The sequence below is a fragment of the Methyloferula stellata AR4 genome, assembly GCF_000385335.1.
Taxonomy (GTDB): Bacteria; Pseudomonadota; Alphaproteobacteria; order Rhizobiales; family Beijerinckiaceae; genus Methyloferula; species Methyloferula stellata.
Map to the genome: position 1 here is coordinate 3,072,121 of NZ_ARWA01000001.1, position 24,135 is coordinate 3,096,255.

Consider the following 24,135-nt stretch of genomic DNA (forward strand, 5'->3'; position numbering starts at 1 on the left):
GCTGACCGATCTATGGCGCCTATGACATCCACGACTTCGTCAGGACGGCGCTCCGCAGAGCCCCACCCAATGTCCCGTCGCGGATTTGATCCGGGGCAGTTCCGGAATATTAGAGGTGATTTCAAGATCGGAAATATCGAGAAAACCATCCGGAAGACGATTGGCATCGAGACCAAGGTCGTTTGCCGATTGATGCAGCTCGATCGCATAGGACTGCAGCTCGCCAATTCCGAACATAACGACGGACTTCGCATGCATTTGACGATCGAGCGCGTAGCCTGTCGCAAGATGCAACGCGCCGATCAAAATCACGGATTTGTCGCCATTCGCGGCTTTTTTGATCTCGTCCGCGATCAAGGCATCTTCGGCCAACCGCTCACGCCAGCGCGCCTGCGCAAGCCGCTCCTCGTAAAGCGGATCGCGCGCCCGGCCAGCTTCGGCACCCTCGTTCAAGAGGCATGAATAGATCGGATCGAGTCTTCCGCCGGGAAGGCCATCGTCTGATGCGATAAGACCTGTCGTATCGAAAGCGATCGTCTCGATTTTGAAATGGGCTAATTTTTGCGCCATCTCGCCGGTGAGCTTCGCGGCTTCGAGTTGATCGCCGCCGTCGACGCCTGTGAAGCGCGCGCCGCCGGCGTGATAGGCTCGCGCGAACGCATCGACGTCCATCGCACCGTGATAAATCTTGTCGAACAGCGGCTGAAACTTGCTGGGGATTTCGATGAAGACCTTCTTTATATCCGCCGCCGTGACGGCCGCTATGAATGCATCCGACGCCCGAAAGCCATAATGGGGAAGCGAGCCGTGGTCCGGGTCGCCTATGACATGAAACTGCGCGGGATCCGCGAGAAACGACCCCAGAGCCTCAGCATGCGCTGAGCCTGAGAAAAGATTGGCATTCAGCAGGATTGCCACAGCGATCTGACGGGCACGCACTCTCATTCCTTTCTACAACAAGCCCATATCAATGCGCGCCATGCCGTTTCGATGCCGTACGTATTGATCACTGACGCGACAGACCGGCCGTATGGAGTAAAACTTAAATAAAGTCAGTACTGTATGGCCTATCCTATTCCTCCCCTGGTGCCTTTTAATATCAAATAGTTATATGGATTTGATCACCCATTATCGGAGCGCTTTTGGCGTCTCCGGCAACAAGCTCGAGATTTCGCGAAACCGCCCTCGATGCCGCGGCTAGAAGCGCAGATGTCCCGCATTGAAGCCTCCAACTCCATTGGCGCCCGGTTCACACAGACTCCACGGCTCTGTCTTTCACCGGCTCAGTGTTCAGAAGGTCAATGAGAGTGCGTGGAAGCTCAAGATAGCGGAAGCGCGACAGGGCATAGCCGCCGTTACAAGGCCGCTCGATTTCCACCAGCCTGACTTCGAATTGATCGATGCAGGTTTCGTCAGGAAGAACATCACGAACGGTGTAAACCGCGTCCTTCGTGAGACCATCCATCGAAGATGTGTAAAAAAAGCCGTGGATATTGAACCTGCGGTGCAGATCGGCGTCGATGCATACGATCTTGGTTCCAGGTGGCGTATGGGGCGATATCATCTCAGCATCTCTCGCATATCTGCGTCGCCCATTGTCCGGGCACAGCTTTGCGCGGAAGACGGGGAAAGAGTCGATGTCCAATCATGACATTTGATGCCAATTGCCGCATCGGCAAGATGTTGCAGGCCGGTTTCTCTTTATTCAGATGGATTGTGGTGAACGCCGAACCGGCCGATCCTTTCATCCGGCTTCTGCGACTTTCCCGCCTCCCCCCATACAATCGTCGCTCTGGCACGGGCTTCCCATGCCGAAAAAGCGATTCGACGCCTGGACGCGCCTCGTGATCTAATGACGTTTGCCTGCCGACACCCCCGCATATGAGGCAATGATCCGTGCCTAAGCCCAATTCTCAGCGTCCCGACCTTGTGCCCATCATCGTGCTTTTGGGGGTAGTCGGCGCGATCTGCATCGGCTTTTGGCTCTTCCCCTACATGCAGAAGATGATTCAACGGGAGGATTGCATCTCGGTCGGCCGCCAGGATTGCGGTTAACCGCATCAGGCAGCACGCAGTTCGAGCAGGCTTGAGCCCTGCGGAGCGTCCCGGCCGGCCGCGGGCCAATAGAGTCAAAAGATTGATTTAACGCAATGGATACCGGCTTTTCGCGTGTTTCTTGCCTTCTCCTAGAACATGATCGCTCTAGTTTGAATCGCGTCGCGCCCCGATCTTTTGTTTCACGCAGGGTCTTGTCCAAAACGTCTGCGCCTTTTTGGGATCATGCTCCAGGTGGCAGGGCCGCACGTCTATATGGGACACAGGGATACAAGATGGCACTGGAGTGAGCGAACGGCATTTCACGCTGTTTGGAAAGATCGTTCAGAGTTTCGCCGCGCATGAATTGCTGATGTCGCGCATCGCGGCGCATCTGCTCGGCACGCAAACAGCGTCCGCCATTTTGGTGACCCACCATCTGACATTGGAAGAGAAGCACAAGACATTGCTCGACCTGCCGCGTCACCGCAATGTCCCGCTCGATCAATATGATCGCGTAAGGACCTATCTCAACGTTCTCATGATGCTTGCGCCGCTGCGCAACGATATCGTCCATTCCACTTGGGTTTCGGCTCAATCGCCGGGCTTCGTTCAACCGGATTGGATTCTCAATCCCTTGCCCCGGCTGAAAGCGGTCCATGCGGGAGCAGACGGTCCGCCGAGCGTTCGTCGAAGATGACGACGAACGCTCGGCCTATAGTCTCGAGGATTTTACCGAGATAGCGAGCAATCTCGAAAGCAATCTTGCGTTGTTTTCGGACTACGCCGCCGAGGCCGGGCTAGTCGGTAAGTTTTAGAGCATGTTCCATGGACGGCCATGCCGCCCATGGAACAGTACATACCAAAGGCTGAGGCCTCAATATTTCGCGACGAGCGGTGCCGGCGCGGACGGTGCCCACAAAGGCACGACGAGGCGGCCCCAGAACCGCGTGTCATAGCCCGTGTAATTCCGTTCGGCGACATCGCGGGTCACGTAAAATTGTGTGATCACCGGACCGAAATTATAACCGACGAGTCCGCCGAGCGCGAATTGCTGCTGCGGATGGGCGAAGCCAAAAGCGTCCATATCCCGCGCGGCGCCGCCGAGATCGGTCGAGCCATAGCCGACAAGTCCGACTTCCCATTTGTCGATATGTTTCGTCGCGGCGAAGTCGACCTGCGCCGAGTCGGGCTGCGTATGGATGCCGGTGTTGTTGTCGTTGAAGCTGTGGCCGTAGAAGAAATTGGCGCTCAAGGCCCAACCGTCGTGATTATAGGCGACCGATGCCGATTCGACGAAGGTCCAGAAATTCCCGCCGATGCCGACATTATTGCCGACATCCGTATCGACCGGACCGAAGAAGCCGACATGATCGGCGACGCTCCAGCCGCCGCCGAGATCCCAGGCGAGGCCAGCGAGACCGCCGTAATTATATATGTCGCGATGCCAGCTTGATCCGGCGGGTGAGTTGGGATTGATGCCGACGCCGATTTCCGGGATCGTCGCGATAAGTTCGAGCCTGCCGCCGAGCAATGTCGCGGGCGTCGACCAGATCATGACCGGCAGATTGATGACCGCATCGATCTTCGGTGAGCCGAAAGCCGAATTCGACCGCTCGAAATAGGTGCCCGTATCGACGAAATAGAGGCCCTGCGGCAAAGGCGCGCCGAGCTGCAGTCCGGCCGTCCAGCCGGGCGGGTTGACCGGCGTCGCGAGAGCGCCATCGACAGAGGCGAGACCCGCCACCGTCGCGACAGTTGCCGTCAGCAAATATCCATATTTGCGCGCGGTTTTATTTTTGTTTCTCATTTTTGACATAAGAGCCCCCATTTGCACCAACGCTTAAAGCTAGATGCAAAGGCGGCTCGTGTAGTTGATCTCGATCATAGCGGCGCACCGCGGGCATTCAAAAACGCTGCGGGGAAGAGTCTTCCATCGTGCGGCAAATTCGGCCGGCGAAGCCTTTCGGCTTTCTATGTTATAGGATAGCTGGAAAGCCATGTTCGTCACGACCGGTTCGGGAGACTGATCTTGCGCCCTTTTCTTTCGCTTGCCCTTATCGGCAGCCTGTCAATTGCCGCCTTGCCCGCGCTGGCTGAGCCCGCGCCGTCCGAGGCTCAAACGGCGATCCGCGCGGCAGTGGCAAGCCCGGATCGCAAGCCCGAAGACACGGCGCGCGATATCTATCGGCATCCGGTCGAGACGCTGACATTCTTCGGCGTGTCTCCAACAAAGACAGTCGTGGAGATCTGGCCCGCGCCCGGCTGGTATGCCGAGATTCTGGCGCCATTGCTGCACGACGGCGGCACATATATCGCCGCGGAGGCCCCTGGAAAGGCGCATGATGCCCTGGCAGCGCTCTTTGCCAGCGACCCGAAGCGCTTCGATAAGGCCGTGCTGACCACGCTGGAAAAAGGCAAAGCCAGCGAGATCGCGCCACCTGGCAGTGCCGACATCGTGCTGACCTTCCGCAATGTCCATAATTTCCTGATGGCGGGCGATGCGGCGGCGGCGCAATTTTTCGCGGATTGCTATCGCGCTTTGAAACCAGGCGGCGTGCTTGGCGTCGTCGATCATCATTTGCCGGAAGACGCAGCGCAGGAATTCAGCGGCGGTTATGTCAAACGTTCCACCATCATCAGATTGGCGGAGGCGGCGGGCTTCAAGTTCGACGGCGAAAGCGAGATCAACGCCAATCCAAAGGACAATCACAATCATCCCAAGGGCGTCTGGACCCTGCCGCCGGTCTACGCGTTGAAAGATGCCGATCGTGCGCAATATCAAGCCATCGGCGAATCCGACCGCCTGACGCTGCGCTTCGTGAAGCCCTGATCAAACATTATGCATCATGCAGCCGACCGATCGAATGGTTCGACCCGCTACGGTCATCGTCACGCCCGAAGATCTTCGCGGAGACCGTCGTTCGAACCGGCGGCCATAATTGCCGCCGGTTCGTGTGTCGATCGGTAATCAGTTTCTGGCCGAAGTGGTATCCGGCAGGCTGACGAAGCGGACCACCGGCTTCTCCGCCTGCATCTCGGCCATCTCGGCCTGAACCTCTTTATCGGTCATCTTCCGATCCGACAGCTTGATGATGAAATTGCTGTCCTGGTTCGGGCCGTCGGTGATGACGACTTCATAGGCTTGCAGGAATTTCGCAACGTCCGCCGCCGTCGCGGTCTCCACGAAGCCGATGAGCACAAAGGTCCCGTTATCGGCATTACAATTGGATACGGCCGGGGCGGGAACCATCTTCTCCCGGTAATAGCCCGATTGCTCCCGCATGACGCCAACGCTGGCCGTCTCAACCGGCTGGTCATAAACGGGGCCGCCACCGTAGACCGGCCCGCAGCCAAAGTGATGGCAATGCGGGAAATGCGGAAACGGATGCGGGAACGGATGCGGGAAATGGCCGGGAAACGGGTGATGGCCGAAACCCGGATCGTGAAGACCCGCGAAATGGTTTGGCATCTGATGACCGAAGCCACCATGGAAGCCTCCGAAGCCGCCACCAAAATGACCGCCGCCAAAATGGCCGCCACCGAAGCCCCCGCCAAAATGGCCGCCGCCGAAACCAAAGGCCGAAGCCGCATTCGGCGCCAAGGCCGCCGCTCCGATCGCGGCCGCGAGCATAAATGTGCGATATGATTTGAGAGAGAGAGAAAGTGCCATTGTCGTTGTCCTCAGGTCGAGGCAGCCCATCGCCGCCGTCATGCCTATGGGTCGCGTGGCGCTCCAATTCGGTTCATGAGTTCATGTGCGTTGGCACACGCGGGCGGTGCTGGCGTATAAGGGACAGAGGATCAAAGGCCGGGTAGAGAGTTCATGAGACCACGGATCGTGATCGCCAGTTTTATCGGAACGGCGATCGAATATTACGATTTCTATATCTATGCGACGGCGGCGGCCCTCGTTCTCGGGCCGATCTTCTTCCCGTCGAGCTCGCAGACCGCGCAGCAACTGAGTTCCTTTGCGACTTTCGCCATCGCCTTTATCGCGCGGCCGGTCGGATCGGCGATCTTCGGCCATTTCGGCGATCGCAGCGGGCGCAAGGCGACGCTGGTTGCCTCCTTGCTCATCATGGGGACTTGCACGACCCTGGTCGGGTTCTTGCCGGGCTACGCGCAAATCGGCTTCTGGGCGCCGCTCGTGCTGTGTGTTTTGCGCTTCGGCCAAGGCATCGGATTGGGCGGCGAATGGGGCGGCGCCGCGCTCCTGATGATCGAAAACGCGCCGGCCGGCCGCCGCGCGTGGTTTGGCATGTTTCCGCAGCTCGGCGCACCCATCGGTTTCATTTTTGCGAATGGGATCTTTCTGGCTCTTGCGGCGTCGCTTGGAGACGATGCATTCCAGCGCTGGGGGTGGCGGGTGCCTTTTCTCATGAGCGCCGTGCTTGTCTTCATCGGGCTCTATGTCCGGTTGAAACTCACCGAGACTCCCGTCTTCACGCAGGCGATGAAGCAACGGCAGCCGGCGCGCCTGCCGCTTGGAGACCTCGTCCGACATAACGCCTTGCGGACGGTGCTGGGCAGCCTCACGATGGTGGCCTGCTATGGCCTCTTCTATCTCAGCACGGTCTTTGCGCTCGGCTATGGGACGACGGCGCTGGGTTTTTCGCGGCCCGCATTCCTGGCGCTCGAATGTTTTGCCATTTTCGGGATGGTGATTGCGATCCCCATTTCGGCCCGCCTGTCCGACCATGTCGGCCGCCGTCCTGTGCTGATCGGCGGGTTGGTGCTGACGGGGCTGTCCGGTTTTCTGTTCGGACCTTTGCTCGGCAGCGGCTCGATCCTTATGATCAGCTTGTTTCTCTTCGGCGAGCTTTTCCTGATGGGCGCGATCTTTGCCCCGATGGGCGCCTATTTGCCGGAGCTTTTCCCGACGCGGGTGCGCTATACTGGCGCCTCGGTCACCTATAATCTCGGCGGTATTCTCGGCGCCTCTTTCGCGCCATCCATCGCGCAGATGCTCGCAGACCGGGGCGGCCTCAATTGGGTGGGCGCCTATCTCACGGCCGCGGCGCTGGTCAGTCTCGGCGCCGTGTTATGGATCGGCGAAACGCGCCATGTCGATCTTGCGCCCGAGGCAAGCGGTGCGCCGCCGTATGACTTGCAGCCATCGCAGGCGCTGGATTCCCTGCCCTCGCTAAGCGACATATGAAAGGGCCCGCGGATTAGGCCCTCAAATTTTTCCGATCACCATGAGGATGACCACAACCACCAAGATGGTACCGAGGATGCCAATACCACCATTGCCATAGCCATAGCCGTAGCCGCCGAACCGGCCGCTGAAGCCACCGAATAAAAAGATGATGACGAGAATGAGAAGAATGAGCCCCAACGACATGAACTTGATCTCCATTTGGCGGGCTGCCGGCCATTGCACTGCCTTGCCAAGCTGAACATAGGTATCCGCAGTCCACCGTCATAGATTGGGGAAACTACGCAGACCCCGCAGATGCGTCCGTGGGGCGCATCTGTCTGTCACTCATTCTAAACGTGCGTATGCAAGAGGAACTTAGCTGTCTTTCAGGTGTTGTTACGGGCCGTCGCCCTATGTGCGATCAGCCCCTTGCGGTACTGCCCGCGATGACGTGGGGAGTCCGACATACCTCGGCGGATGAGATGAAGAAGCAAATCGTCATCGTGCTTTCGAGCCTGGCACTCACGTGTGCCGCTAGCATCAATGGCGCATTCGCCGAAACGGGCGATGCCAAGCCGCCCCAACCCAAGGCCGCGCAATCGGACCAGACGGGCCCCACGGACAATCAGATCGCAAACGACGTCGACGCCAGGATCGCCTGGCTCAAGGCGGAACTGCGGCTCACGCCGGATCAGGAAAAGAATTGGCCCAGCCTTCAGACTGCGCTTCACGATTATGGTATCGGTCAACTCAAGACGCTCGTGGCCGGCCGGAGCGCCTATGAGAACCGTCGCGATCGCGAAGATCGTCCGAACGACCTCGCCATGATGCGCGACGAGGCGACGAGGCTCACCTTACGCGCCGTATCTCTGCAAAGACTGGCCGATGCGGCCGAACCGCTCTACGGCAATCTCGACAATCACCAGAAGCATCGGTTGATTCAATTCATGAAAACCGAATTCGAAATCGACCGCCATTAGAATGGACGAGGAGCGCACGCGTTATACGTGTAAACTCAGAATTGGACCATCAGTGACATCAGTCTTTCCACCCCTTGACCCGGAATATGATGCATTCCTCTATGCCGTGGTCTGCGATGAAAAAAACGGGATGCAGCTCACGATCGCCTCGGCGATTGCACGCTCGGGAGCCGATCCCTGGAAGGAAGCGGCCCGCATTTCGAAACTGCCAAAGGATGTTGCCATCCAGGTTCTGACGCGCCTGATGCCAGATCAGACAGGCGATTCAGATCAGATGGCGAATGACGCTCGAGTCATGGCAGACCGGCTTTTCTCATTGCTGCCGAAGCGCAAATATGCTCCCGTGGTCAATACAATCAGTCTGCCGCGCAGTCTGCCCCGCACGAAGAGCACGGCAGCTCTTCTTGTCCTTGCATTTTGCGCCGCCGTTTTGATCGCATATTTATTCGCAATCGCCTTGCCTTCGGGACATCGTGCCAGCCCGGGAAACCCTGCACCAGCGGAACGCTCCACGACGTCCGACTAATAATAGGTTGTAAAAGCAGAACGCGTGCAGACGCGGGAAAGGCCATCATGTCCGGTGAAAGTCTCCTCATCATTCTCCTTGTCGGAGCGATCGCCGGATGGCTGGCCGGCCTCATCGTCCGGGGCTATGGCTTTGGACTGATCCCCGATATTTGCGTCGGCATTATCGGAGCCCTGATCGGCAGCTGGCTCCTGCCCCGGGTCGGAGTTCATCTGGGCGCCGGAATCATCGATCAAATCATCGTTGCGACGATCGGCGCCGTCGTGCTTTTGATCATACTTGGCCTCTTCCATCGCCGCAGAGGATGGTGGCGCTGATCCATCGATGCGGCGGCGATTGGACGCTCTCGCGCTGTGGCTCGGACTTTCCTATTTCGCTGATCCAGAAGAAAGCTCCCGCCGGTGCGAGTCCACCACCTCGCGCCAGCGACGCCCATGCTCAAGCGACGCCCATGCTCATGTGTCGGACAAAGTGTTGTTCCTTTGCAACGCCTGACAAAAAAAGCACTGCGCGCGCCTGCGGCTCATGCGTGAACCGACCGCGTCCGATCACACTATCGTTTCGAACCGGCCCCTCGGCTAGACTCTTAAAACGGCTCATGCTTTGAGATTGGAAGCGGACTGAATCACGCCGCTACGCAATGCGGCCTTGCCCAGCAACGGCCTTATTCGGTGCTTATAGCGACCTTCGGACGAGACCAACAAAGACTAAGGAGATCATCAGCATGCAGACGAAGACAACAAAGCTGGCGCTAATCGCCATGATACCGGCGGTTCTCGCAACGGCACTCACTCTGCCGGCTGAGGCGAGAGCCTATCACCACCATCATCACCACCACTATGGCTACCATTCTCTGACCGTGAGACGGGCAGCTCCCGTGCCGGTCGCGGTGGCTCCCGATCCGTTCCATGGCCCCGGCGTGATCGTGACGGCGCCTGTCGCCATCGCCGCGACCCTTGTCAGCCTGCCCTTCCGCGCGGTGGGTTCTATCTTTCCGGCGACCGGCAATACGCCTTTGGTCATCATCGGCGCTCCGGCCCATTTCGCCGGGCAGGTCGCGCAATTCCCGTTCTACGTCGTCGGCAATGCCTTCGGCGCGCCGCCCCAGATTTCCTACTGATTGCTAGCAGGCATCAGCGAGCCATTACATTGACCTGAGCCTACGGGCTCAGGTTTTCAGCTTTTGGTCCTGCGCCGTGACCTGGTTCCGGCGCTGGCAGACGATCTTCATATATTCCTCGCCCGCGCGTGGTGTGATCGCCGTGGCGGCCACGGTCGTTTCGCCCATAAAGCCGCACGCCATTTCATTCGCGACCTTCGGACCTTGGATCACATCGACAGCCGTGTCCGGCTGGCATGCGGCGTGATCGACCGCCATCGAACAGATGAGGATCACGATCGTGAAAGGCGTCATAGTCTTCTCCTCATGAAGCGCGTGCGCCCGCCTGAGCGCAACAATCGCAATCATGAGTGGTACGGCGGCGCCAGAACGTTCAAAGGTGCGTGCTTATAAGATTGGCTCAAGCGGCAGCGGAGCTGATCGCAGCAATTGACTCGCGCAGGCCGCTCCACCTAACTTAGTTGCGTTGCCTGGCGCGAGGATGCGACCACCAAGGCCGAGCAAAGTTGTCTGGCTCAGCTCGGCTACGCACAAGGGCCGACAGCGGCGCAGTAGTTCCTCGCAACTCACATCGTCGGCATAACGAATTCGGCACCCTTGCGGATGCCAGTCGGCCAGCGCGCGGTCACCGTCTTCAGCCTTGTGTAAAAGCGCACACCTTCGGCACCGTGCATGTGATGATCGCCGAAGAGCGACCGCTTCCAGCCGCCGAATGAATGAAACGCCATAGGTACCGGGATCGGCACATTGATGCCGACCATGCCGGCCTCCACGCGATGCGCGAAGTCGCGCGCCGCATCGCCGTCGCGGGTGAAGATGGCGGTTCCATTGCCATATTCATGCGCGTTGACGAGATCCAGCGCCGACTCGAAATCGGGCGCACGGACGACCGACAAGACCGGCCCAAAAATCTCTTCCTTGTAGATCGTCATGTCCGGTTTCACATCGTCGAACAGGCAGCCGCCCAGGAAGAAACCGTTCTCATAGCCTTGCGGCCCTTTGAAGCCGCGGCCGTCGACGACGAGTTTCGCGCCTTGCGCGACACCTGCGTCCACATAGGCGCGGACCTTGTCGAGATGAGTCTTGGTGACGAGCGGCCCCATTTCAGACGTGGGATCAATGCCGGCGCCAATGTGCAGCGCCTGAACCACCGGGGTCAGCCTTTCGACCAGCGCATCGCCGATCTTGCCGACCGCGACCGCGACGGAAATCGCCATGCAGCGTTCGCCCGCCGATCCATAGGCCGCGCCCATTAACGCATCGGTGACCTGGTTCAAGTCCGCGTCCGGCATCACGACCATATGGTTCTTGGCGCCGCCAAGCGCCTGCACGCGTTTTCCATGCGCGGTACCGGTCGCATAAATATATTCGGCGATCGGAGTCGAGCCGACGAAGCTGATCGCCGCGACGTCTGGATGCCGCAACAGCGTATCGACGGCAAGCTTGTCGCCTTGCACGACGTTGAACACGCCGTCGGGCAAGCCAGCTTCTTTCAGAAGATCTGCCATGAACAGGCTAGCGGAGGGATCGCGTTCGGACGGTTTCAGGATGAAGCAATTGCCGCAGGCGAGCGCCACCGGAAACATCCACAAAGGCACCATGGCCGGAAAGTTGAAGGGCGTGATGCCGACGGTGACGCCGAGCGGCTGACGCACCGACCAGCTATCGACGCCGCCGCCTACATCCTCGGTCATGTCGCCTTTCAGAAGATAGGGAATCCCGCAGGCGAATTCGATCACTTCAATGCCGCGCGTGATCTCCCCGGCAGCGTCGCTCAACACTTTGCCATGCTCGGCCGTGATGATGGCGGCAAGGTCCGGCGCGCGGCGTTCCATCAGCTCCTTGAACTTGAACATCACGCGCGCGCGGCGAAGCGGTGTGGTCGCGGCCCAACCGGGAGCCGCCGCTTTCGCCGCGGCCACGGCTTGCTCGATATCGGCTTCGCTCGCCAGAACGACACGCCGCGCGATTTCGCCCGTCGCCGGATTATAGATATCGCCATAGCGCGCGTCGGCAGTAGCGCCATTGGCGCGCTGGCCCTTGATGTAATGGCTGATGGCATCGGCCTGCATATCGATCTCCTGTCGCATCGCGTCCCGATGCGTTCCTGTTTAGTGGTAAAGCCGCCAGGCCAATGCGGCCGCGGCAAGCCATCCGGAGATGGCGGCGAAAGTCATCCCAAAAATTGTCCAAGGCGTCTTCGTAACGATTTTGAGTTCCCCGAATTCGACCTTGATGGTTTGCGGAAAAGCCGCAGCCGGTTGTGACGGCTGCGGCAATGCGATGGGTGCGTCCGGTGCGATGGACGCGGGGTCCGTCTTTGCGATGCCGCCCGAGAGATGGGCCGCGATGGCGGTAAAGAATTCATCGGCCGTCTTACGCGCGGTGCCTTCGAGCATGCGGCTGCCGACGCTCGCAAGCTTCCCGCCGATGTCGGCTTTGGCCGTATAGGTCAGGAGCGTCACATCTTGCGCCTGATCGGCGAGCGCGACGCGGGCGCTGCCCTTGGCAAAGCCCGCGACCCCGCCCTGACCCGTTCCTGTGATCGTATAGGCACGTCCCGGATCGATGTCGGAGAGCTCGACGGTTCCGGAGAAAGACGCAGACACGGGCCCGATCTTCGACACCACGCGCGCGGTGAATGCATTGTCCGCAGTCTTGGTCAGCTCCTTACATCCGGGGATGCAGGCGCGCAACGCGTCCGGATCGTTCAACGCAGCCCAGACGAGTTGACGTGGCGCGCTGATCTCGTGGCGTCCTTCAAGCTCCATCGTGGCTTTCCGTGATGAGACCGCAATAGCGCTCGCGAATGTCCGCGTCGGCGAGGAGTTCGGCACTGGCGCCTTCATGAACAAGTCTGCCCTGGTCGAGGATATAAGCGCGATCGGAAATCTCGAGCGCGAGTTCGACATTTTGCTCGATGAGAAGCAGGCTCGTCCCGCTGCGTTTGAGCTCAAGAAAAAGCTCGGCCATCTCATCGACCAGAGCCGGCATGATCCCTTCCGACGGTTCGTCGAGCAGGATCATCGTCGGCTGCGACAGCATCGCGCGCGCGATGGCGAGCATCTGCTGTTCGCCGCCCGACATAGTGACAGCCTCCTGGTTCAGCCTCTCGCCGAGACGCGGAAAGCGCATCGCCACAGCATTGATAGCTTCCGCCTCACCGGCCATGCCGCGACGAGCGGCGAGAAGGCCGAGCATCAGGTTTTCGCGCACCGTGAGACCCGGCACGATACGCCTTTCCTCCGGCACATAGCCGAGCCCAAGGCCAAAGCGCTCGTAGGTCTGCCGTGCCATAAGATCGATCCCATCGAACAAGATGGTGCCGGATCGCTTGGCGATAAGGCCCATGATGGTGCGCACCGTCGTCGTCTTGCCAGCGCCGTTGCGCCCGACGAGCGCGACGATCTCGCCGCGTCCGACATCAAGGCTGACGCCTTGCAGGACATGCGCGGCGCCATACCAGGCGTTGAGGTCGCGAACCTGAAGCAAGGGCTCAGCCACGCCCGGATCTCCCTTCGCCGAGATAGACGCGGCGCACAGAAGCGTCGGCCCGAATCTCGTCCGGCGTGCCGGAGGCGAGAAGCTTGCCTTGATGCAAAACCACAATCCGGTCGGCAAGACCCATGACCATCTTCATCTTATGTTCGACGAGAAGCACGGTACGCTCCGCGGCAAGCCGTCCGATGAGTGCCATCATTTCCTTGGTTTCTTCCGGGCTCATGCCCGCCGTCGGCTCGTCGAGTAATAGCAGCTTCGGCCGGCTCGCGAGCGCCACCGCGATTTCGAGTGCCCGCTGTTCGCCATGCGCGAGAGAGGCCGCCAAGCGCTTGCGGCGCGATGTAAGACCGACTTGTGCGAGCGCTGCGTCGGCCTCGTCGGCAAGCCCCGTATAATGCGTGCGATCCCGCCATAGGCTGCGGCGCGCAGGTGCATGCATCGCCTGACAGGCGAGTCGGACGTTTTCATGCACGGTCAATTGCGGGAACAGATTGGTGATCTGATAGGAGCGCGCGATGCCCATCCGCGCGAAACGATGTTGCGGCTCGCCCGCGACATCGGCACCCTCGAAACGAATATGGCCCTTGCTCGGCGCCACCGCGCCCGACAGCAATGAGAAAAAGGTGCTCTTGCCCGCGCCGTTCGGGCCGATGATCGCGGTGAGACGCCCGCGCTCGAACGCGACATTGACATCGTCGAGCGCGGTGAATCCGCCGAAGCGTTTGCCTATGCCCTCAGCGGCAAGAACCGGCGCGCTATTCATGTGGCCGCCCTTTGCGCCACGAGACCAAGGTTCCCCAGACGCCCTGCGGCAGGAACAAGACGGCGAGAATGAAAACCATGCCCGCGAAGAGCTGCCAATGCGTCGTCCAAAGCGAAAGGACATCTTCGATCAGCAGAAAGATCGCGGCGCCGACGAAAGGCCCCAAAAATGTCCCCGCCCCGCCGAGCAGCACCATGATCACGGCAAGGCCGGAGGTCTGATAGGAGAGCGAGTCGATTGGCACGATCGACAGATGCAGCGCATTGAGCGCGCCGGCCAGTCCGCAAATTGCCCCAGACAGCGCGAAGGCGACAAGCTTGATCCGTTTCACGTCATAGCCGCAGGCGGCAGCGCGTCCCTCGTTTTCGCGGATCGCCTCTATGGCTGCGCCAAAAGGTGCATTCAAAAGCCGCGAGACCGCCCAAAGCGCCGCGACAACGAAGATAAGGATGACGTAATATTTGACCGTGGGCTCGAGAAAGTTCAGCGCCAGCGGACCGATGTGCAGCGTCGAGACCGTGAGGCCGCGCAAGCCGTTCTCGCCGCCGGTCCAGTCCGTCGCCTGCAAGGCAACGTAATAGATCAGCTGCGCGAGGGCCAAAGTGACCATGCTGAAATAGATCCCGCGCGAGCGGATCGACAGCGCGCCGATCAATAGAGCGAGCACGCTTGCAACGGCGATGCCGATCGCGATCGCGCCGAACCAGCCAATCCCGAATCGCGCGAGTGCGATGCCGGTGCCATAGGCACCCGCGCCGAAGAAAGCCGCGTGCCCGAAGGACAGCATGCCCGTGAAACCGAAGAGCAGGTTGAAGCCGGTCGCGTAGAGCCCGAAGATCAGAATATTGACGGCAAGCGCCTGCGACGGAACGATCCACGGAAGCGCTGCGAGGCCGATAGCCAAGAGCGGCACGCGCCAGCGCTGCGCGAGCATGGGCCAATCGATGCGGGTGGGCGCGATCTGAACGGGGGCCAGAGCGGGATGAGGAAAACTGTGCAACGGTTTTCCGCCCGCATCCCGCTCTAAGTTACCGAGATGATCTATGTCGCGGATCATTTCACGAGCACTCCGCGGCCGAACAATCCATAGGGCCGGACGAGCAGCACCAGAGCCATCAGCGCGAACATGGATATGGTCGACATTTCCGGCATCCAAAGCGCGGTGAGGCTGACGACGATGCCGACCAGCATGCCGGCGATCGCGCCACCAAGCAGCGAACCCATGCCGCCGATGACGGTCACGACAAAGGCCTCGATGAGAACCACGACGCCCATTTCCGGATTGACCGTGCGCATCGGCGCCGCAAGCAGTCCGGCTAGAGCGGCAAGCCCGGTGCCGAGACCGAAGACGAGCAGAAAGACGCGCCGGACATTGATGCCGAGCACAGCGACGATCTCAGGATCGCGTGAGGCCGCGCGGATGATGAGGCCATAGCGCGTTCGCTCGAGCAGCAGCCAGAGGCAGAGCATCAGCAAAGCCGTCATACCGATGACGAAGATCCGATACGCCGGAAAATAGCCGACGCCCTCTATATCGATGCCGCCGGACAGAAGAGATGGCGTCTCGAACGGCATCCCATCCGAGCCGAAGAGAATGCGGATGACTTCGACCAGGACATAGCCAAGACCGAAGGTCAGCAGCAAAGGATAATCGGGGCCGCGTCCGTAAAGCGGCCGCACGAGAAAACGTTCGACCGCAAGCCCCATGGCGCCGACGAGCAGCGGGACGGCGGCGAGCGCGATCCAGAAATTGCCGGTGAGCGCCAGGACGAAGACGCCCGCATAGGCGCCCACCATAAAGAAGGCGCCATGCGCGAAATTGACGACGCCGAGCATGCCGAAGATCACCGAGAGGCCGGTCGACAGCAGCACGAAGACGGCGCCGAGCGCGACGCCGGTAAAGAGCTGCGCGATGATGAGATCGAAGCTCATCGCGCCGCGGCCGTATGACCGAGATCGGCGCAAGAGCGGAGGCTTGCTTCGCTGCCCGGGTCGATGGCAACAATGTCGAAGAAGTCCGTTGGGGTCTTCATTGCGGACTTGGCTTTCGAGTCCAGGATCAAGACGGATTGAACGGCCTGATGATCGCAAGCCCGCATGGTCTCGGGGCCTTTATAGGTCTCGTAATGCAGGCCTTCGAGCTCGTGCACGATCGCTTCCGGGCTGACCGATCCGGCGCGGCGCATCGCTTCGAGCAGGATGCGGACGCCGGCATAGCCATAGGCGCCATAGTCGGAGGGAACATTGCCGCCTGTCTCGGCGCGATAGGCGTCGTTGAAGGCTTTAGCGGTCGGAATACGGTCCTCGAGCGGCCAATAATAATTCGAGCCGCCGATAATGCCTTCGAAGGCTTCGGCGCTCCCCGCCAGACGCTGATTATAGAGCAGCACGGGAACGACGATCTTGCTTTGCCGCTTCAGGCCAAAATCATTGGCCTGCTTGATCGAGTTCACCTGATCGCGGCCGAAATTGCAGATGCAGACGACATCGGCCTTGGCCGCGCGCAGGCTCGGCAGAAACGCCGAATAGTCGGGCGTGCCGAAGGGATGTTTCTGTTCGAGCACGATATCGATGCCGCCGATCGCTTCCGCCGCGCTGCGGAACCCGGCGGCCATTTCGTGGCCATAGGCATAATCGGCGAGCAGGATCGCGACTTTCATCCCCGGTTTGAAGACATGACGCGCGACGGCGCCGGCGGTCATATGCGGGTTCAAGGCTTCATGGAATGTGGTTTTGGCGAAGTCCGGCATGGCGGTGATCGCATCGGACTGGCTGATCGACACATAAACGACGCCGCGCGCCTTGGCGACTTCGTTGGTGGCGAGCTGGACCGAGGCCGACAGCGAGCCGACGATGCAATCGACCTTGTCTTGTTCGATGAGTTCGAGCGCCCGCGTCGCCGCCTCACCTGGATTGAGCTTGTCATCGCGCACCAGAAGCTCGGCCTTGCGGCCCTTCAAGCCGCCTGCCGCGTTGAACTGTTTGACGGCGAGCTGGGCGCATTGCACCTGATCCTTAGCCTCGGCGCCGAAGGGGCCTGTTAGCGGCGTCGGGAATCCGATCTTGATCGGCTCGTCCTCGGCGCGTGCCGCGCGCAGCAAAAGCGCAGGTGCGCTCAGCGTTGCGATCGCGCCGCCAAGAAGCGCGCGGCGTCCAATTGAAAATCTGGTCTCGTCCATGGTCGCTTCCCTTCTCATCGATTTTATAATTGTCGTTTTTATCGTTATCTTGGCGCAGTCAGATTTTTTTGAGTGCTTTGAGAATACGTTCCGGTGTCATCGGTATTTCGGTCAGCTTTGCGCCGAGCGGACGCAGCGCGTCGTTGACGGCATTGAGCAGCGCCGCCGATGAACCCGCTGTTCCGGCTTCTCCGGCGCCTTTGGCGCCAAGCTCGCTGTGCAGGGTCGGGGTCGAGACATGGCCGACATAAATGTCGGGCATTTCGCCCGCCATAGGCACGAGATAATCGGCCATGGTGCCGTTCAATAATTGCCCTTCGGCGGAATAGACGCATTCCTCAAAAAGCGCCGCGCCTATGCCCTGCACGACACCGCCGCGGACCTGCTCGTCGACTAGCATCGGATTGATGATGCGCCCGCAATCCTCCACCACCCAATGGCCGAGCAGACGCACGAAACCCGTCTCGACATCGACTTCGACGTGGCTCGCCTGCACGCCATTGGTGAAGGCGAAGGCCTGGCCGCGCGGCACATGATTGCGCGAGGCCGTCATCTGCGGCTGAACGCCGGGCGGCAGCGTATCGGGACGGTAGTAGGCGATGCGCGCCAGCTCAGTGATGGTGATCCGCTCGCGGCTACCCACGGCATCGACGACCACGCCATCGACAATATCGAGGGCACTCGCTTGCTCCTGCAAGATGGCGGCTGCGAGCGCGAGGAGCTGATCGCGCAGCGCGCGGCCGGTGATCAGCACCGTTTCGCCGCCGATGGCGGCGCCGCGCGAGGCCCAGGTCGCGCCGCCATAAGGCGCCGTCTCGGTGTCGCCGGATATGACGCGGACGCTCTCGATCGGCACGCCGAGCGCGGAGGCCGCGATCTGCGCCATGATCGCTTCCGTCCCCTGCCCTTGCTCGGTAACGCTCACCTGACAGCGGACGCTGCCCGACGGATCGATATGCATGACGCATCCGTCCTGCGCCGTGATATGGGCGCCGCCGACGCCATAAAACGCCGGGCCCGGACTCGTGATCTCGATGAAGGCCGCGATGCCAATGCCGCGATAGATGCCGCGTGCGCGGGCCTCTTGCTGGTCTCGGCGCAGCGCGGCGTAATCGCAGGCGCGTTCGAGACCCGCGAGACATTGATGATGCGACAGGCGTTCGAACACATAGCCGGTCGGCGACTTATAAGGATAGACATCGTCGGTCAGGAGATTGCGGCGGCGGATCTCGATCGGATCGAGCCCGCAAGCCTCGGCGGCGCGATCGACCAGCGCCTCCGTCACCGCGCAGGCGATCGGATGGCCGACCGCGCGATATTGGCTCATCATGACCTTGTTCTGGAAGACGACCTTCAGCGCGCCGCGATAATTGCGATTGGCATAGGGCCCGCCCATCAGGCGTATGACCTGATTGCCTTCGACCGCGCTGGTGCGCGGAAAGGCCGAGAAGGGACCGATTCCGGTCACGTCATCGACCTCCATCGCAGTGATCGTGCCGTCGGCCGAAACCGCCATGCGGGCGCGCACGCGATGCGAGCGCGCATGAATGTCGGAGAGGAAAGATTCGAGCCGGTCGGCTACATATTTCACGGGCCGGCGCAGCATGACGGCCATGGCGGCCGTCGCCATTTCGTCGCCATAGACATGCAGCTTCATCCCGAAACTGCCGCCGACGTCTTTCGCGACGACGCGAATATTCGCCTCGGGGATGCCGAGATGCCGGGCATAGACATCCTGCATCTGATAGGGCGTCTGCGTCGATTGATGCACCGTCAGCCGGTTCTCGCTCGTATCATAATCGGCGAGGATCGAGCGCGGTTCGAGCGTGACCGCCGTGTGGCGGTTGAAGCGGAACTCGTCTTCGACGATTTTATGTGCATCACGAAACGCGGCATCCACATCGCCGCTTTCGACGGCGAGCTGAAAGGCGAGATTATCGCCAAGCTCGGGATGAATCAGCGGTGTGCCAGGCGCCAGCGCCTGATCGATATCGGTAACGGGAGTGAGTTCTTCATACTCGATACGAATGAGGTCGATGGCGTCCTCGGCAAGCGCGCGTGTCGCCGCGGCGACTGCGACGACCGGCTCGCCGAGCCAGACCACGCGATCGACGGCGAGCGCATGTTGCGGCGCCGATTTCAGCCCGGCAAAATGCGTGAGCACGCCAACCCAAGGCTTGCAAACAGCCGCGATATCGGCGCCCGTCGCGACAAGTACGACGCCTTTGGCCGCGCGCGCGCCCTCGACATCGATCGAGACGATCCGCGCATGCGCATAGGGGCTTCGCAGAAAGGCGACATGCACGCATCGTGTCGAGAGCGCCAGATCGTCGGTAAACTGGCCCTTGCCTTCGGTCAGCCGATGCGCATTCGGCCGCGGTACGGAGCGTCCGATATAGGAGTTCGGCCGGTCGAGCGCGGAAAGGACGGGCTGATCCATCAGGCCATCTCCAGTTCGGCGAGCCTTGCGGCTGCGAGCAGAATCGCATCGACAATCGCTTGATAGCCGGTGCAACGGCAATAATTGCCGGAGATGTGCTCGCGGATAGTTGCACGGGTCGGGCAACCGTTCTCGCGCAGCAATTCGACGGCGGTCGCGAGCATGCCCGGCGTGCAAAATCCGCATTGCAAGGCGTTACGCTCGCAGAACGCTTCTTGCAGCGCCAAAAGCGTCGGATCGCCGGCCTCGGTCAATCCTTCGATCGTCTCGATAAAGGCGCCATCGGCCTGCACGGCAAGCACAAGGCACGCGCGGACGGTAGCACCATCTACGAAGATCGTGCAGGCGCCGCAGACTCCATGTTCGCAGCCTATATGCGTGCCGGTGAGCCCCAATTGCACGCGCAATACATCGGCAAGATGCGTGCGCGGCTCCACGGCGATCACCGTATCTACACCATTGATGCTGAGATGGATGGTGATCGGATCAGGCATCGGCAGCGTCTCCGATGGCTGTTCCTAAGACTTCAGCAACGACACGCCCAAGAAGAACGCGTGCGAGATGCAGGCGCGTGGCGGATGACGCCTGCGTGTCGGACGGCGGAGCGAGGTCGGTCGCAAGCGCCGCTTGCGCAAGCCTGATGCGCTCGCCATCGGCTCCACTCGAATCCATCAAGATGTTCGCTGCGGAGCGCGCCAGGATCGGGCGATCGCCGACCGAGAAGAAGACCGGCGACACTGCCTCAAACAAAGTCCGGCCGGGGGTAGGCTTGCCTTGCAGGGCGAGACCCACGAGCGCGTAATCGCCGCTGCGGCGGGCAAGCTCTGCGAAGCCTGGGCGAAAACCCGTTTCAATCGGTGCCATATCCACCGCGACGAGAATCTCGCCGGGCTTAATCGCCGTCTCATGCAGACCGAGAAAGAAATCCTCCCCTGCCACAATGCGTGTCGCCGCGCGGGAGGCGATATGCATGCGTGCGCCAAGCGCCAATACGCAGGCCGGAAACTCGGCGGCGGGATCGGCATGCGCTATGCTGCCGCCGAAGGTGCCGCGATTGCGGATCGCCGCATGAGCCACGTGCTTCACCGCGAGCGCGAGCAGCGGCGCATGGAGCGCGACGTCGCGCGAGCGCGCGAGCTCGGCATGCGTGACCATTGCGCCGATGCGCAGGTGCTTCGTACCCTCGCTATCGACAAGCCTGATGCCGCGCAGCTCGTCGAGCGCGCCTATATCGATCAGCGTGTCGGGCGCGGCCATGCGCAGATTGAGGGCGGGCACGAGGCTTTGGCCGCCCGCGATGAGACGGGCTTCCGTGCCATAGCGATGAAGAAGTTCGAGCGCCTCTTGCAACGAGTGCGCGCGTTCGTATCGGCAATCGCGTGCCTTCACCCTATTTCCATCCCTGCTATATCCACATGAATATATGTGGCTTCGGCCTTATTGACCGATTGGTCGCAAAGGTGACTATAATCCGGCGTCTAGTCAAGGAAAATGACCGCGTGGTCGCAATCGAACAGCCAAGCCGAAAGAGAGAGAAAGCGATTCCCGCGCGCCGCCCGAGGGTTGCGGCAGCCGTGCGCGAGAAGATGATCGTCGCGGAGGCGATCCAGTTTTTCGCCGAAGAAGGCTTCGACGGCCAGATCCGGACGCTTGCCGAGCGGATCGGCATCACCCACTCGATTTTGTTCCGGCATTTCCCCAGCAAAGAGGCACTGATCGAACGCGTCTATCAGGATGTCTATGTGCGCCGCATGCGGCCGGAATGGACCGCGCTCTTGCGCGACCGCAGCCTGCCTTTGCAGGCCCGGCTCTTTGCCTTCTACCGCGAATATACGGATGCGATCTTCCACCATGATTGGATTCGCATCTTCATGTTCGCAGGCTTGAAGGGCGTCTCCATCAACGCGCCCTATCTCGCATTGCTGCGCGAAACCGTGCTCCATCCGATCTGCGCGGAACTGCGTGCGGCCTCGAATTGCACCTCGCCGGATGCGCCGTTCTCAGATGCGGAGATGGAACGCGCCTGGGGCCTTCACGGCCGCGTCTTCTATCTGGCGATCCGCAAATTCATCTATGGCTTGGATATCCCGAAAAATCTCGACGAGACGCTAAGCGACGCGGTCGCGATCTTCGTCGGCGGCGCGACGCATGCTGATATGGACTTGTCGGTCATGCCGCGAAAGATCCGCGCGGCCGAGCCACCCGCCGACGAGGCGCCGCAGCCGGCGCGGCGGCGGATGCCGCCCGAAGAACGCGAGCGGCTGATCGTCGACGGCGCCGTCAAATTCTTCGCCGAGCACGGAATGGACGGGCAGATGCGTGAGCTCGCCAAGCGCCTCGGCGTGACGCATCCCCTGCTCTACCGCTATTTCCCGGTCAAGGAAGCCTTGATCGAACGCGTCTATGAAGAAGTCTATGTCAACCGCTGGAAGGCGGAATGGGAGGAGCTTCTGCACGACAGGTCACAGCCCCTGCAAACCCGCCTGACGGCATTCTATCTCCAATATGCCGAGGTGATCGACCGCCCGGAATGGATCCGCATTTTCGTCTTCGCTGGTCTGCGCGGCGTCGATATCTGCAAGCGCTATCTCGATCTGGTGAGATGCCGCGTCATCGAGCCCGTCGCGCGGGAACTGCGCCTGCATCGCGGCGGAAATGCACAGATCGACGCGCGCGATATCGAGATCGCCTGGGGGCTGCACGGCCAGATCGTCTATCTGTCGATCCGGCAATGGGTCTATGGCGTCTCGATCAATGGTCCGCGCGACCCGCTTATCGCGGCGGCTGTGGCGGCAACGGTCAAGGGCATAGCCTTGCACCGCTAGGTTCACAAACCCTCATCCTGAGGAGCGTGCGTAGCACACGTCTCGAAGGACGAGGGTTTGGGCTCTAAAAAGCGCCGCGCAGCCCCCGCCCTTCGAGACGCGCTCCTACGGAGCGCTCCTCAGGGTGAGGGTCTGAAGTGCTCAGCCGCGATGCGTCGGATCGATCCAAAGCACCGTCTCGGGCTTTTCGATCGGCTCGAGGTCGAGATTAATCGCCACGGCCTCGCCGTCGCTGCGCACCAGCACGCATTCGAGCACTTCGTCGGGGCTCGCATTGATTTCCTGATGCGGCACATAGGGCGGCACATAGATGAAATCGCCCGGCCCCGCCTCGGCCGTGAATTGCAGCGCATCACCCCAACGCATCCGCGCCTTGCCCTTCAAAACGTAGATCACGCTTTCGAGATGGCCATGATGATGCGCGCCGGTCTTGGCGTTGGGATGGATCGTCACCGTACCAGCCCAGATTTTCTGCGCCCCGACGCGCGCGAAATTGATGGCGGCCTGACGGTCCATGCCGGGCGTCTGCGCCGTATTGGAATCAAGCTGGCCGCCCGGAATGACGCGCACGCCGTCGTGCTTCCATTTATCGTGCTCGTGATCATGACCGCTCATCTGCGCGCCTTGTCCTTTATTCAACGCATGATCCCGCCCGAGATGTCTGCATCTTACCGGGATCAAGCCTTAATCTATGACTTGGATGATCCGATGCGTGCGCGGATCGACGATGACGGCCTCGTCATTGATGATGGCGTAGCGATATTCAGGCGGCATGCCGAATTCCGGCGGCACTGGATAATAGGCGACATTCTCCAGCGGAAGGACGTCGCCCGGCCGGAGACTCGCGGCATAGGGAAAAGACGGGAGTCCCTGCCGGATGACATAGTCGTGAAAGCGCGATCGCAGATCGATGCCGAGAAGGCCGCCGACCCCGCCCGTTACGGCCCCGACCGCGCCCCCGACAACGGCGCCAACCGGCCCGGCGGCGAGAGCGCCGTCGGCTGAACCCTGTTCGGCACCGCCAACTATGCCTTGCGCCTGGGCGCCGGCCAAGGATGATGGCAGCGCAAGTGCGATTATGACTAAAGCTGCAAATTGCTTCTTCATCGCAATACTCCCCGTGCTACCCGCCAAGAGTGGCTTAAACCTTCAAGACTTTCACCGCAATCAGCCTGGCCTTGCGGGAATCATCTCACGGTTGCAATGGCGCGGCGGGCTCAAGCCGTCTTTGCAATAGATCAAATGCGATGGGCCAAAAAAGCCGACGTCCTCCGTCAGCTGAACTTATGGATGGATTTTCGGACCTGAGCTTTTAAAATGCGGTCAGGCGTTATGGAGGCTCACATGCTTCGTTCAATCGCTCTTTCGATGCTGATCGTCTCATCATTTGTCGAGGCGGATGTGGCCTTTGCGCAAGCCCCGCCTTTGTGTCCGCAAGGCAGCTGGCCTGTCCGCGCCAATGCGGGATCGGGCGCTCCGAACGCGGGGTGGGTGTGCACGAAGACCATTCCGAACCCGCAAGATCCACCCCCTTCGTCGAGTGCAAGCAGCAGCCCCAACGCGAGGGGCGCCGGGCGCCATGGCGGCATGCCTTAACAGAGCGTTCCCGCCCTAGAGCGGGATG

General features: G+C 60.7%; 28 protein-coding genes. 10 read left to right on the forward strand and 18 right to left on the reverse strand.

Annotated features, from left to right (window positions below; translation table 11 throughout):
- Positions 1-39 precede the first annotated feature (39 nt).
- The gene (locus tag A3OQ_RS0115055) at positions 40-939 is read right to left on the reverse strand and encodes a hypothetical protein (protein WP_152428475.1); all 900 of its coding nucleotides are present in this window, start codon (positions 937-939) and stop codon (positions 40-42) included.
- A gap of 310 nt (positions 940-1,249) precedes the next feature.
- Entirely contained in the window at positions 1,250-1,564 is a 315-nt protein-coding gene (locus A3OQ_RS0115065) for a hypothetical protein (protein WP_020176241.1), read from the reverse strand.
- Between the two features lie 332 nt (positions 1,565-1,896).
- Between A3OQ_RS0115065 and A3OQ_RS24715 the strand changes: the two genes are divergently transcribed.
- Positions 1,897-2,055, forward strand: a complete 159-nt coding sequence (locus A3OQ_RS24715) for a hypothetical protein (RefSeq protein WP_161607348.1) — start codon at positions 1,897-1,899, stop codon at positions 2,053-2,055.
- Between the two features lie 286 nt (positions 2,056-2,341).
- Positions 2,342-2,734, forward strand: a complete 393-nt coding sequence (locus A3OQ_RS0115080; RefSeq protein WP_020176244.1) for a hypothetical protein — start codon at positions 2,342-2,344, stop codon at positions 2,732-2,734.
- Between the two features lie 177 nt (positions 2,735-2,911).
- On the opposite strand, the gene A3OQ_RS0115090 is transcribed toward A3OQ_RS0115080, so the two are convergent.
- Positions 2,912-3,844 (reverse strand): transporter family protein, encoded by a 933-nt coding sequence (locus A3OQ_RS0115090; protein ID WP_020176246.1) that lies wholly within the window; start codon positions 3,842-3,844, stop codon positions 2,912-2,914.
- A 222-nt stretch (positions 3,845-4,066) separates the two neighbouring features.
- On the opposite strand from A3OQ_RS0115090, the gene A3OQ_RS0115095 reads away from it, so the two are divergent.
- Positions 4,067-4,867 (forward strand): class I SAM-dependent methyltransferase, encoded by an 801-nt coding sequence (locus tag A3OQ_RS0115095; RefSeq protein ID WP_020176247.1) that lies wholly within the window; start codon positions 4,067-4,069, stop codon positions 4,865-4,867.
- Positions 4,868-5,005: 138 nt separating this feature from the next.
- Here the strand turns inward: A3OQ_RS0115095 and A3OQ_RS24905 are convergent, their stop codons facing one another.
- Positions 5,006-5,707 (reverse strand): hypothetical protein, encoded by a 702-nt coding sequence (locus A3OQ_RS24905; RefSeq protein ID WP_152428476.1) that lies wholly within the window; start codon positions 5,705-5,707, stop codon positions 5,006-5,008.
- A gap of 153 nt (positions 5,708-5,860) precedes the next feature.
- Here A3OQ_RS24905 and A3OQ_RS0115105 point away from each other — a divergent pair, with 153 nt between their 5' ends.
- On the forward strand, positions 5,861-7,195 hold the full coding sequence (locus tag A3OQ_RS0115105; protein ID WP_020176249.1) for an MFS transporter: 1,335 nt from the start codon (positions 5,861-5,863) through the stop codon (positions 7,193-7,195).
- 21 nt (positions 7,196-7,216) lie between these two features.
- On the opposite strand, the gene A3OQ_RS22620 is transcribed toward A3OQ_RS0115105, so the two are convergent.
- The gene (locus A3OQ_RS22620) at positions 7,217-7,381 is read right to left on the reverse strand and encodes a DUF3309 family protein (RefSeq protein ID WP_083931679.1); all 165 of its coding nucleotides are present in this window, start codon (positions 7,379-7,381) and stop codon (positions 7,217-7,219) included.
- A gap of 278 nt (positions 7,382-7,659) precedes the next feature.
- Here A3OQ_RS22620 and A3OQ_RS0115115 point away from each other — a divergent pair, with 278 nt between their 5' ends.
- From A3OQ_RS0115115 to A3OQ_RS24505, 4 genes are all read left to right on the forward strand, one after another.
- Positions 7,660-8,157 carry a Spy/CpxP family protein refolding chaperone gene (locus A3OQ_RS0115115; protein WP_020176251.1) on the forward strand — a complete coding sequence of 166 codons (498 nt, stop codon included), beginning with the start codon at positions 7,660-7,662 and terminating at the stop codon, positions 8,155-8,157.
- A gap of 130 nt (positions 8,158-8,287) precedes the next feature.
- The gene (locus A3OQ_RS0115120) at positions 8,288-8,683 is read left to right on the forward strand and encodes a hypothetical protein (RefSeq protein WP_020176252.1); all 396 of its coding nucleotides are present in this window, start codon (positions 8,288-8,290) and stop codon (positions 8,681-8,683) included.
- Between the two features lie 47 nt (positions 8,684-8,730).
- Complete coding sequence (locus A3OQ_RS0115125; RefSeq protein WP_020176253.1) at positions 8,731-9,000, forward strand: GlsB/YeaQ/YmgE family stress response membrane protein; 270 nt, start codon at positions 8,731-8,733, stop codon at positions 8,998-9,000.
- Positions 9,001-9,407: 407 nt separating this feature from the next.
- Positions 9,408-9,803, forward strand: a complete 396-nt coding sequence (locus A3OQ_RS24505; RefSeq protein WP_026595857.1) for a hypothetical protein — start codon at positions 9,408-9,410, stop codon at positions 9,801-9,803.
- A gap of 48 nt (positions 9,804-9,851) precedes the next feature.
- Here A3OQ_RS24505 and A3OQ_RS0115135 read toward each other — a convergent pair whose 3' ends face one another.
- The 11 genes from A3OQ_RS0115135 to A3OQ_RS0115185 form a co-directional block, all read right to left on the reverse strand.
- Positions 9,852-10,097, reverse strand: a complete 246-nt coding sequence (locus A3OQ_RS0115135; RefSeq protein WP_026595858.1) for a hypothetical protein — start codon at positions 10,095-10,097, stop codon at positions 9,852-9,854.
- A gap of 272 nt (positions 10,098-10,369) precedes the next feature.
- A complete protein-coding gene (locus A3OQ_RS0115140) occupies positions 10,370-11,875 on the reverse strand; it encodes a CoA-acylating methylmalonate-semialdehyde dehydrogenase (RefSeq protein ID WP_040581203.1) in 1,506 nt (501 codons plus the stop codon).
- Between the two features lie 39 nt (positions 11,876-11,914).
- Positions 11,915-12,574 carry an SRPBCC family protein gene (locus A3OQ_RS24115; RefSeq protein WP_020176257.1) on the reverse strand — a complete coding sequence of 220 codons (660 nt, stop codon included), beginning with the start codon at positions 12,572-12,574 and terminating at the stop codon, positions 11,915-11,917.
- A complete protein-coding gene (locus A3OQ_RS0115150; protein ID WP_020176258.1) occupies positions 12,564-13,307 on the reverse strand; it encodes an ABC transporter ATP-binding protein in 744 nt (247 codons plus the stop codon). Before A3OQ_RS0115150 ends, A3OQ_RS24115 begins: the two co-directional genes overlap by 11 nt.
- Entirely contained in the window at positions 13,300-14,067 is a 768-nt protein-coding gene (locus A3OQ_RS0115155) for an ABC transporter ATP-binding protein (RefSeq protein WP_020176259.1), read from the reverse strand. The genes A3OQ_RS0115150 and A3OQ_RS0115155 overlap by 8 nt, the downstream gene beginning before the upstream one ends.
- Positions 14,060-15,001 (reverse strand): branched-chain amino acid ABC transporter permease, encoded by a 942-nt coding sequence (locus A3OQ_RS0115160; RefSeq protein ID WP_083931680.1) that lies wholly within the window; start codon positions 14,999-15,001, stop codon positions 14,060-14,062. The genes A3OQ_RS0115155 and A3OQ_RS0115160 overlap by 8 nt, the downstream gene beginning before the upstream one ends.
- 119 nt (positions 15,002-15,120) lie before the next feature.
- Positions 15,121-15,999, reverse strand: coding sequence for a branched-chain amino acid ABC transporter permease (locus tag A3OQ_RS0115165; protein ID WP_020176261.1), 879 nt, complete (start codon positions 15,997-15,999; stop codon positions 15,121-15,123).
- Entirely contained in the window at positions 15,996-17,246 is a 1,251-nt protein-coding gene (locus A3OQ_RS0115170) for an ABC transporter substrate-binding protein (protein WP_020176262.1), read from the reverse strand. The genes A3OQ_RS0115165 and A3OQ_RS0115170 overlap by 4 nt, the downstream gene beginning before the upstream one ends.
- 58 nt (positions 17,247-17,304) lie before the next feature.
- Positions 17,305-19,686, reverse strand: a complete 2,382-nt coding sequence (locus tag A3OQ_RS0115175; RefSeq protein ID WP_020176263.1) for a xanthine dehydrogenase family protein molybdopterin-binding subunit — start codon at positions 19,684-19,686, stop codon at positions 17,305-17,307.
- Positions 19,686-20,180 (reverse strand): (2Fe-2S)-binding protein, encoded by a 495-nt coding sequence (locus A3OQ_RS0115180; RefSeq protein WP_020176264.1) that lies wholly within the window; start codon positions 20,178-20,180, stop codon positions 19,686-19,688. The genes A3OQ_RS0115175 and A3OQ_RS0115180 overlap by 1 nt, the downstream gene beginning before the upstream one ends.
- Positions 20,173-21,075, reverse strand: coding sequence for an FAD binding domain-containing protein (locus A3OQ_RS0115185; RefSeq protein ID WP_026595860.1), 903 nt, complete (start codon positions 21,073-21,075; stop codon positions 20,173-20,175). The genes A3OQ_RS0115180 and A3OQ_RS0115185 overlap by 8 nt, the downstream gene beginning before the upstream one ends.
- Positions 21,076-21,185: 110 nt before the next feature.
- Between A3OQ_RS0115185 and A3OQ_RS25115 the strand changes: the two genes are divergently transcribed.
- Positions 21,186-22,511 carry a TetR/AcrR family transcriptional regulator gene (locus tag A3OQ_RS25115; protein WP_020176266.1) on the forward strand — a complete coding sequence of 442 codons (1,326 nt, stop codon included), beginning with the start codon at positions 21,186-21,188 and terminating at the stop codon, positions 22,509-22,511.
- A gap of 141 nt (positions 22,512-22,652) precedes the next feature.
- Here A3OQ_RS25115 and A3OQ_RS0115200 read toward each other — a convergent pair whose 3' ends face one another.
- Together A3OQ_RS0115200 and A3OQ_RS0115205 are read right to left on the reverse strand one after the other, a co-directional pair.
- On the reverse strand, positions 22,653-23,126 hold the full coding sequence (locus tag A3OQ_RS0115200; RefSeq protein ID WP_026595861.1) for a cupin domain-containing protein: 474 nt from the start codon (positions 23,124-23,126) through the stop codon (positions 22,653-22,655).
- A gap of 69 nt (positions 23,127-23,195) precedes the next feature.
- Complete coding sequence (locus A3OQ_RS0115205; protein ID WP_020176268.1) at positions 23,196-23,618, reverse strand: DUF1236 domain-containing protein; 423 nt, start codon at positions 23,616-23,618, stop codon at positions 23,196-23,198.
- Positions 23,619-23,855: 237 nt separating this feature from the next.
- Here A3OQ_RS0115205 and A3OQ_RS24515 point away from each other — a divergent pair, with 237 nt between their 5' ends.
- Positions 23,856-24,107 (forward strand): hypothetical protein, encoded by a 252-nt coding sequence (locus A3OQ_RS24515; RefSeq protein ID WP_152428478.1) that lies wholly within the window; start codon positions 23,856-23,858, stop codon positions 24,105-24,107.
- Positions 24,108-24,135: the final 28 nt, after the last annotated feature.